Source organism: Streptomyces sp. NPDC054863 (assembly GCF_053610825.1).
In genome coordinates this window covers 1-9,676 of record NZ_JBSGZD010000301.1, presented here as the reverse complement: position 1 = coordinate 9,676, position 9,676 = coordinate 1, and the positions used below count along the sequence as shown (strand labels likewise).

General features: G+C 70.5%; 6 protein-coding genes. 2 read left to right on the top strand and 4 right to left on the bottom strand.

What is annotated here, in order from left to right; genetic code table 11:
• Positions 1-19: 19 nt before the first annotated feature.
• Genes ACWGIG_RS32945 through ACWGIG_RS32930 form a run of 4 tightly spaced genes read right to left on the bottom strand, consistent with a single transcriptional unit; the run spans position 20 to position 4,501 of the window.
• A complete protein-coding gene (locus ACWGIG_RS32945; RefSeq protein ID WP_453325358.1) occupies positions 20-1,441 on the bottom strand; it encodes a GH1 family beta-glucosidase in 1,422 nt (473 codons plus the stop codon).
• Positions 1,442-1,449: 8 nt separating this feature from the next.
• Positions 1,450-2,337 carry a carbohydrate ABC transporter permease gene (locus ACWGIG_RS32940; RefSeq protein WP_453325357.1) on the bottom strand — a complete coding sequence of 296 codons (888 nt, stop codon included), beginning with the start codon at positions 2,335-2,337 and terminating at the stop codon, positions 1,450-1,452.
• Positions 2,334-3,284, bottom strand: a complete 951-nt coding sequence (locus ACWGIG_RS32935; protein WP_453325356.1) for a carbohydrate ABC transporter permease — start codon at positions 3,282-3,284, stop codon at positions 2,334-2,336. The genes ACWGIG_RS32940 and ACWGIG_RS32935 overlap by 4 nt, the downstream gene beginning before the upstream one ends.
• A 14-nt stretch (positions 3,285-3,298) precedes the next feature.
• Positions 3,299-4,501, bottom strand: coding sequence for an ABC transporter substrate-binding protein (locus tag ACWGIG_RS32930; RefSeq protein WP_453325359.1), 1,203 nt, complete (start codon positions 4,499-4,501; stop codon positions 3,299-3,301).
• Between the two features lie 461 nt (positions 4,502-4,962).
• On the opposite strand from ACWGIG_RS32930, the gene yicI reads away from it, so the two are divergent.
• Both yicI and ACWGIG_RS32920 read left to right on the top strand, forming a co-directional pair.
• The gene (gene yicI, locus ACWGIG_RS32925; RefSeq protein ID WP_453325355.1) at positions 4,963-7,191 is read left to right on the top strand and encodes an alpha-xylosidase; all 2,229 of its coding nucleotides are present in this window, start codon (positions 4,963-4,965) and stop codon (positions 7,189-7,191) included.
• 300 nt (positions 7,192-7,491) lie between these two features.
• Positions 7,492-9,666: a beta-galactosidase gene (locus tag ACWGIG_RS32920; RefSeq protein WP_453325354.1), complete on the top strand. Its 2,175-nt coding sequence runs from the start codon at positions 7,492-7,494 to the stop codon at positions 9,664-9,666.
• The last annotated feature ends 10 nt before the right edge of the window (positions 9,667-9,676 follow it).

Here is a 9,676-nt window from a genome sequence, read left to right as displayed (position 1 = left end):
GCCGGGCACGTCACGTACCTCACCCCTGGTGGGAAGCGATCAGCTTTCCGTACCAGTGGTAGCTGTCCTTCGGGGTGCGCCGCTGCGTGGCGTAGTCGACGTGGACGATGCCGAACCGCTTGGCGTAGCCGAGGGCCCATTCGAAGTTGTCCAGGAGCGACCAGACGTAGTAGCCGCGCACGTCGACGCCCGCGTCCATGGCGGCGCGCAGTGCCGTGAGGTGGTCGTGCAGGTAGGTGACGCGGTCGGTGTCGTGCACGGCGCCGGCCGCGGTGACCTCGTCGGGCTCCGCCGAGCCGTTCTCCGTGATGTGGACCGGCGGCAGCGCGTCGCCGTAGGTCTTCTTGAGCGAGGTCAGCAGGTCCGTGAAGGTTCCGGGGACGACCGGCCAGCCCATCGCGGTGTGGCGCACGTCCGGGTACGGCCGCTCCGCGAACCGGTTGTCGGTGGCGACGCGCAGTGCGGGGTCGCTCTCGCGGTGCGGGGCGTCGGCGACGACGGTCGGCCGGTAGTAGTTGACGCCGAGGAAGTCCATGGGCCGGGCGATGAGTCCGAGGTCGCCGTCACGCCGGAAGTCCTGACGGGTGATCAGTTCGCCCCAGGTGTCCGTCTCCGTGGCCGGGTAGCGGCCCGCGAGGAGCGGTTCGGTCCACACGAGGTTGTGCTGGGTGTCGGCACGGTCGGCGGCGGCGCGGTCGGCTGCCGAGCCGGTGGCGGGGAGGTTCCGGTCGAGGTTGAGGGTGATGCCCGCCTCGCGCACGCCGGCCGCCCGCAGCGCCTGCATGGCCAGGCCGTGGCCGACGAGCAGGTGGTGCGCCGCGGCGAGCGCGCCGGTGCCCTCCTGCGCGCCGGGTGCGTGACGGCCCACCGAGTAGCCGAGGAAGGCGCTGCACCAGGGCTCGTTGAGGGTGATCCAGCGCGGGACGCGGTCGGCGAGGTGGTCGGCGACGAGCGCCGTGTATTCGGCGAACCGCTCGGCGGTCTCCCGTACCCGCCAGCCGCCCCCCGCGGCGGAGCCGTTGTGGGACGGAGTCTCCAGGGCCTGCGGCAGGTCCCAGTGGTAGAGGGTGGCGGCCGGTTCGATGCCCGCCGCGAGGAGTTCGTCCACCAGGCGGGAGTAGAAGTCGAGGCCCTTGGGGTTCGCGGGGCCCTGCCCGGTCGGCTGGATGCGCGGCCAGGCGATCGAGAAGCGGTACGAGTGGACGCCGAGGTCGCGCAGGAGCGCCACGTCCTCGGGGTAGCGGTGGTAGTGGTCGCAGGCCACGTCACCGGTGTCGCCGCCGTGGGTGCGGCCGGGGGTGTGGCTGTAGGTGTCCCAGATGGAGAGGCCGCGGCCGTCCTCGTGGGCGGCGCCCTCGATCTGGTACGAGGCGGTGGCCGCGCCGAACACGAAGCCGGAGGGGAACGCGGGGAACGAGGAAGAGGGGGGCACGTCGCGCATGGGAAGCCTTACTTGACGGATCCGCCGGTGATGCCGGCGGCGATGTACTTCTGGGCGAGGACGAGGAGCACGGCCGCCGGGACCGCCGACAGGACGGCGGCGGCCATGACCGAGCCCCAGTCGCCGACGTGGGCGCCGATGTACTGGTAGATGCCGAGCGTGACGGGCTTGACGTCGTCCGTGGTGTTGAGGGTGAGCGCGAACATGAAGTCGCTCCACGCGTACAGGAAGGAGAACAGCCCCGCGGTGATCACGGAGTTGCGGCTCATCGGCAGCACGACCTGCACGAACGTGCGCAGCCTGCCCGCACCGTCGACCTCGGCCGCCTCCACGACCTCCTGGGGGACGGACAGCATGAAGGAGCGCATCAAGGCGATGGCGAAGGGAATGCCGAGCGCGGCGTCGGCGAGCATCAGCCCGAAGTAGGAGTTGACCAGGCCGAGTTCGACGTAGGCGCTGTAGAGGGCGTTGGCGATGACGATGCCCGGCACCATCTGCGTGAGGAGGGTGGAGAAGACGATGCTCCTGGCGCCGGGCAGCCGGAACCGGGCGAGCCCGTACGCGGCGGGTGCGGCGACCGCCAGACAGATGACGACGGCGCCGAGCGCGACGGCGAGGGAGGTCAGCAGGTGGCCGCCCTGCTCGGTGAGGGCGGAGGCGAAGCCGGACAGGTCCAACGAGTGGGGTACGGGCGCGACTTCGAGCAGTCCCGACTCGGGCTGCAGCGCCGTGTTGACCATCCAGTACAGCGGGAACAGCATCACGCACAGGAGGGCCGCGCCCGCGAAGGTCGCACCCCAGCGGCGCCGGGGCCCGCGCACGGCGGACGGGTGTCTCCGTACGGAAGGCCGATGGCTCCGTACGGACGGCGGGTGGGTGGTCGCCATGCCGGTCACTTCCCCTCGGAGCGGTTGGCCCGCAGGTAGAACACCGCGAAGACGGCGGAGATCAGGATCAGGACGTTGCCGACGACGGCGCCCGCACCGAAGTCCAGCTGTACGAAGGAGTTCTGGTACGTGAGCGTGCCGAGCGTCTGTGTGGAGTCGGCCGGGCCGCCGTCGGTGAGGGCCAGGATCAGGTCGAGGATCTTGACCGTCGACATGAAGCCCAGCACGAGGACGACCGTGATGACCGGTCTGAGCAGCGGCAGCGTGAGGGAGCGGAAGGTGCGCCAGGCGGAGGCGCCGTCCAGGGCCGCGGCCTCGTACAGCTCTTGGGGGACTTCCTGGAGTCCGCCGTAGAGGATCACCATGTTGAACGGGATGCCGATCCAGATGTTCACCAGGATCACGGAGAACAGGGCCATGCCGGGGCTGGTCAGCCACGGGGTGTTCGCGCCGAGGCCGAGGGTGTCGGCGAAGGAGTTCAGGACGCCGGTGTCCTGGTCGAGGATGCGGCGCCACACGACGCCGGAGACGACCATCGGGACGAGCCAGGGCAGCAGGATCAGCGAGCGCAGGAACCCGTTGAGCGGGAACCTCTTGGTGAAGAAGACGGCGAGCGCGAGGCCGATGCCGAACTGGCCGGCCAGGGAGCCGACCGTGAAGACGACGGTGTGCCACAGCGCCTTGCCGAAGAGGTCGTCGTGGAAGACCTTGCTCCAGTTGTCGGTGCCGTTGAAGGGGGAGCTGCCGTCGAAGAACGTGGACGGCGAGAAGTCCTGGAAGCTCATCACGACGTTGCGGACGAGCGGGTAGCCGAAGAACAGCAGCATGAACACGACGGCGGGGGCGATGAATCCCCACTGCGAGAGCCTGCGGCGGCGCCGGACGCGCAGCGGGTCGGGCTGCCGGCTGTGCGCGGCCCGCGGGGTTGCGGGGACGGTGGTCGTGGTGGTCGCCATGGTCGTGGGTCCCCTCACTTCCCGCTCGACGCGCGGGGTTGCGCCTTCTTCAGCGCGGCCTCACTGCTCTGTCCGGTGAGCGCGGACTGGAAGGCGCTCTGCAGGGCCAGTGACACGGACGGCCAGCGGGCGCCGACCTTCGTGGTGCGCGAGCGGGCGGTGGCCACCTGGTCGGCGAGCGCGTCCAGTTCGGGTACCTCCTTGCGCCAGAGCGCGGCGGCCTTCCCGTTCGCCGGGACCATCCAGCTGTTGCGCGCGTAGGCGATCTGCTCCTGCTCGGAGGACATGCACCGGACGATCCTCGCGGCGGTCCGCTCGCGGGCCGTCCCACCGGTGCGGGGGACGGTGAGTACGGCGCCGCCGAGGGGGCCGACGGACTCGTCCCCCGCCTTGGGGACCGGTATCCGTGCGATCTTCCAGTGCAGGTCCTTCTTGGTGTTCAGGGTCTCCACCTGCCACGGACCGTTGATCATCATCGCTGCGTTGCCTGCCATGAACTGGTCGTTGACGTCGGCCTGCGTCCAGTTGACGGTCGACCTGGACAGCGAGCCGTCCGCGATGAGGCCCTTCCAGTAGTCGAGCGCCTCGGCGACGTTCCTGGTGGCGAGGTCGCGCTCGTCACCGCCGTTGGACCACATGAACGGGGTGAACTGGAAGACGCCGTCCTCGGCGCCGCCCGCGCTCAGGGCGATGCCGTACCGCTTGCCCCGGGTGAGCTTCTTCGCGGCCTCCTTCATCTCGGCCCAGGTGGTGGGGACTTCGAGGCCGGCCCGGTCGAGGAGGTCCTTGTTGTAGAAGAGGGCGAGGGTGTTCACCGTGCGCGCGGCTCCGTAGTACGTACCTCGGTACGAGCCGAAGTCGACGATGCCCCGCGGAACGTCGTGGGTGGACAGGCCGAGGGTGCGCAGGTCGATGAGGCCGCCCGCCTCGGCGAACGTCGGCATTTCGGAGGCGTCGAACTGGATGACGTCCGGGAGCGACTTCGACGACGCCATGCGCAGCGACTTGGTCATCACCTGCGCGGCGGGGACGCTCTGCTGCTCGATGGTGAGACCGAGCTGCTTGCCGCAGCGCGCGAGCGTGGCGGCGTCCCAGCCGTGGTAGGAGGCGTCGGTCGAGGAGTTGAGGACGGTGAAGACGCCGTCGTCGCGTTGCTGGGCGCAGCCCGTGAGGGCGACGGCCGCGACGAGTACGCCGACGGCGGCGGGCGGGAACATGCCCCGTCGGCCGGTACGTCGACGCCTGACGCGCGCCGCGCCCGGCGCGATGACCGGCGTCGCTTCGGAAGTCACGTCCGGAGGTGGAGCTGCTGTCACGGTGGTTGCCCTTGCCTGGGAGAGGTGGCCGGTCCCGGTGGAACGCCTGTGTCCTGTGGGGGCGTTCAGGGTGGCCCCGCGGCTGCTTGCCACGGCGGTGCGTACGCGCGGTCATGCGCCGGCCCGGCGCCCCGCAGCGATTTGTTTTCTGCCACGACTAATACGCCATGCCTCGTCGAAGCGCTAGACCCCTGGGCGTTATCCCGTCCCAAAAATCGCCATGACTCCCTGACAGCAAAGAGTCGAAGCGCTTCAACTAATCTCTACCCCGAACCCATGTTCTTGTGTTTTCCTTACGCACGAACGGCGCCACCGTCACCCGCCCTGCTGACCTGAACCACCTCTGCTCCCCTGGGAAGATCATGAAGTTCACCGACGGCTTCTGGCTGATGCGCGACGGGGTCCAGGCCTCGTATGCCACCGAGGTCCAAGACGTTCACGCGTGCACCGACCGGTTCACCGCGTACGCCGCCGCCCAGCGCGTCGAGCGCCGCGGCGACACCCTCAACTCGCCCCTGCTGACGACCGATTGCTTCTCCCCCGCCGAGGGCGTCATCGGCGTCCGCGTCACGCACCACGCGGGCAAGCGGCGCCCCGGCCCCGACTTCGCACTGCCCGGCGCACACACCTCCGCAGGACAGGTGCGCCGCAAAGGCAACGTTGTCGAACTGACCAGCGGCGCCCTGTCCGTCCGCCTGGACACCGCCGCACCCTGGACGCTCTCCTTCCGCGACGCGCACGGACGCGAGGTGACGCAGGCGGGCCGCAAGGGCACTGCCTTCTTCACCACCGCCGACGGAACCCACCACCTGGCCGGACAGCTCGCCCTCGGCATCGGCGAGCAGGTCTACGGCCTCGGCGAACGCTTCACCCCGTTCGTCAAGAACGGTCAGACCGTCGACATGTGGCAGGCGGACGGCGGCACCAGCAGCGAACAGTCCTACAAGAACGTCCCGTTCAGCCTCCACCTCTCCCCCACCGGCGCGTACGGGGTGTTCGTCGACCACCCCGGCAAGGTCGGCTACGAGATCGGCTCCGAGTCGGTCGGCCAGATGCAGTTCAGCGTCGAGGACCAGACCCTCACGTACTACGTCGTCGCGGGCCCCACCCCCAAGGACGTACTGCGCCGCTACACCGCGCTCACCGGCCGCCCCGCGCTGCCGCCGGCCTGGTCCTTCGGCCTGTGGCTGACCACGTCGTTCACCACGCAGTACGACGAGGAGACCGTCACCTCCTTCGTCGACGGCATGGCCGAGCGCGACATCCCGCTCTCCGTCTTCCACTTCGACTGCTTCTGGATGCGCGAGTACCAGTGGTCGGACTTCGCCTGGGACCCGGACGTCTTCCCGGATCCGGAGGGCATGCTGGCCCGTCTCAAGCAGCGGGGTCTGCGGATCTCCGTCTGGATCAATCCGTACATCGCCCAGAAGTCCGCCCTCTTCGAGGAGGCCGCGCAGCACGGGTATCTGGTGCGGCGGCCGAACGGCGACATCTGGCAGTGGGACCTGTGGCAGGCCGGCATGGGCCTGGTCGACTTCACGAACCCGGAGGCCTGCGCCTGGTTCCAGGGGAAGCTGAAGGTCCTCCTCAACCAGGGCGTCGACTGCTTCAAGACGGACTTCGGCGAGCGCATCCCCACCGAGGTCCGCTGGCACGACGGCTCCGACCCTGAGCGCATGCACAACTACTACACGCACCTGTACAACCAGACCGTCTTCGAGCTGCTGCAGAAGGAGCGCGGCGTCGGCGAGGCGGTGCTGTTCGCGCGCTCGGCCACGGCGGGCGGCCAGCAGTTCCCGGTGCACTGGGGCGGCGACTGCTGGGCGTCGTTCGGCGCGATGGCGGAGTCGCTGCGCGGCGGGCTCTCCCTGTCGCTGTCCGGCTTCGGCTTCTGGTCGCACGACATCGGCGGCTTCGAGGGCACGCCCGACGCGGCCGTCTTCAAGCGCTGGCTGGCCTTCGGCCTGCTGTCCTCGCACAGCCGCCTGCACGGTTCCAGTTCGTACCGGGTGCCGTGGGAGTTCGGTGACGAAGCGGTCGACGTGGCCGGTAGGTTCACCCGGCTCAAGCACCGCCTGATGCCGTACCTGTACGGGGCGGCGGCCGAGGCACAGCGCGACGGCGTGCCACTGATGCGGCCCATGCTCCTGGAGTTCCCCGACGACCCGTCCTCCCGCACGCTCGACCGGCAGTACATGCTCGGCCCGGACCTGCTCGTGGCCCCTGTGTTCACCGAGGACGGCGACGTCGAGTTCTACCTCCCCGAGGGAACCTGGACGCATCTGCTGACCGGTGAGCGGGTGCAGGGTCCGGGCTGGCGGCGGGAGAAGCACGGCTTCGACAGCCTGCCGCTGTACGTCCGGCCGGGCGCGGTGCTCCCGCTCGGCGCCGACGAACAGCGCCCCGACGGCGACTGGGCCGACGGCCTCACCCTGCTGGTCGCGCCCGGCGCGCACGACGTGAGTGTCGCGCTGCCCGACCGTGAGGGCCGTACGGTCGCGACGTACCGGGTGAGCCGGGACGCGGGGAGCGGGGGCGTGACGGTCACGGCGTCCGACGGGGGCGCGGTGCCGCGGGTCGAGGAATGGTGAGCGGCTGACGGCGGGCCCGCTGCTGCGGGCGGGGGGAGCCGGTCCCGCCCGGGTGGGCGGTTGTGGCCGTGGGCCCCCGGGCCGGTGTCGAGTCGGCCCACCGGGGTGAGGTCGAACTCCAGCTCAAGGTCTCCAAAGGCGCGTGCGGTCCAGGTCCGGCGGCCCGTCGAGCTGTCGGAACCACCGGTGCCCGACGCACCGCTCCCGTCGCCCCGTTGACCGGCCCGGCTCCCGGCCGTCCGACGTCGCAGGGCGACGCATCCACGCGTTCATGAATCCACGAATCCATGAGGTCTCCCCATGACGTCCCTGCCCCCACGCGTCCTGTTCGGCGCCGCCTACTACCACGAGTACCAGCCCTACGAGCGTCTGAAGGCCGACCTCGATCTGATGGCGGAGGCCAAGTTCACCGTCATCCGGGTCGGCGAGTCGGTCTGGTCCACCTGGGAGCCTTCGAGCGGGCGCTTCGCGCTCGACTGGCTGCGACCCGTCCTCGACGAGGCGCACGCACGCGGGATATCCGTCATCCTCGGCACCCCCACCTACGCGGTGCCGCCCTGGCTGGCCCGGCAGTACCCGGAGATCGCCGCCGAGGACGCGGCCGGAAGGCCCGCCGCGTGGGGCGGGCGGCAGGAGGTGGACCACACCCACCCCGCGTTCCGCTTCCACGCCGAGCGCGTGATCCGCGCGATCGCCGCCCGGTACGCCTCGCACCCCGCCGTCATCGGCTTCCAGGTGGACAACGAGCCCGGCACGCGGATCGCGCACAACCACGGCGTCTTCCAGCGGTTCGTGGACGATCTGCGGCAGCGCTACGGCGACGTGGAGGCCCTCAACCGCGAGTGGGGGCTGACGTACTGGTCGCACCGGCTGAGCACCTGGGCGGACCTGTGGAAGCCCGAGGGCAACGCCCAGCCCCAGTACGACCTGGCCTGGCGGGCGTTCGAGGCGCGGCAGGTGACGGAGTTCATCACCTGGCAGGCCGGGATCGTACGGGAGTACGCGAGGCCGGAGCAGTTCGTCACGACGTGCCTGGCCTACGGCTCCCCCGGTCTGGAGGACGACGAGCTGACGGACGCACTGGACGTCACGGCGGGCAACCCGTACTACGACATGCAGGACAGCCTCACCCTGCCCGAGCCGCCGCGCGAGAAGCTGCCGCAGCAGTGGATGGCTTACGGGGCGTGGGCGCTGCACCGGAGCGCCGACCGGATCTACTCCTCGCGTCAGGAACCGTTCCTGATCACGGAGACCAACGCCCAGGCCATCGGAGGCAGTTCGGACAACCGGCCGGCCTTCGACGGCCAGTGGCGGCAGGCCGCGTGGGCACTGGTCGCGCGCGGTGCCCGCATGATCGAGTACTGGCACTGGCACACGCTGCACTTCGGCACCGAGACGTACTGGGGCGGAGTCCTGCCGCACAGTGGACGGCCGGGTCGCGCCTACGCCGAAATCGCCCGGCTGGGAGCCGAGTTCGAGCGGGCGGGTGGCCTCGTCGCCGGGATCACGCCGGACGCCGACATCGCGATGGTCCACTCGGCGCACAGCAGGTGGCTGATGCAGAAGCACCCCCCGCTGGCCGGTCCCGACGGCGGTCCTGACGCGGGGGCGTACGAGGGAATCTTCGACCCGTTCTACCGGGGCGCATTCGAGGCGGGGCGGCAGGTACGGATCCTGCACGCCCGCCAGTTGCACGACCCGAGCGGCGAACGACCGTCAATGGAACCGGAGTTGATGGCAGAACGACATCCCGTACTCATCGCACCAGGACTGTACGTGGCGGACGACGGCATGCTCGACAGGCTCGCCGCGTACGCCGAGGCCGGTGGCCACCTCGTGCTCGGGCCGCGTACCGGCTACGGCGACCAGGAGGCGCGGGCACGTCACGGGGTGACGCCTGCCCGCCTGGTGGAGGCCGCGGGCGTGCGCCACGACGAGTTCGGCAACCTGCACGCCGACCTGCCGCTGCGCAGCGCGCAAGGCAGCCCGCTCCGGCTGCCGGACGACGCGGTGGCCACCCGTTGGGTGGAGGGGCTCGCCGTGGACGACGCCGACGTCCTGGCCACGTACGAGCACCCGCACTTCGGGCGGTGGCCCGCCGTCACCACGCGCCGTCACGGTGCGGGCCGCGTCACCTGTGTCGGGACCGTGCCCGGCCGCGGGACGGCCCGCGCGCTCGCCGCATGGCTGACGCCCGCGCCGTGCAGCGGCTGGCAGGACCTGCCGGACTCCACGACCGTCGCGACCGGCACGGCCGAGGACGGGCGGCGCGTCCACGTCGTCCACAACTGGAACTGGCAACCGGCCACCGCCCAGGCCCCGGTGGACCTGACGGACGCACTGGACGGCAGCGCGGTCCCGGCCGGCAGCACCGTGCGGCTCGGCGCGTGGGACGTCCGCGTCTTCGCGGCCTCGCCGGTCCCGCCCTTGAATTTAACTACAACTGGGCTTGACGGTAGTGTACAGGATTGTTGATTTCGGTGGT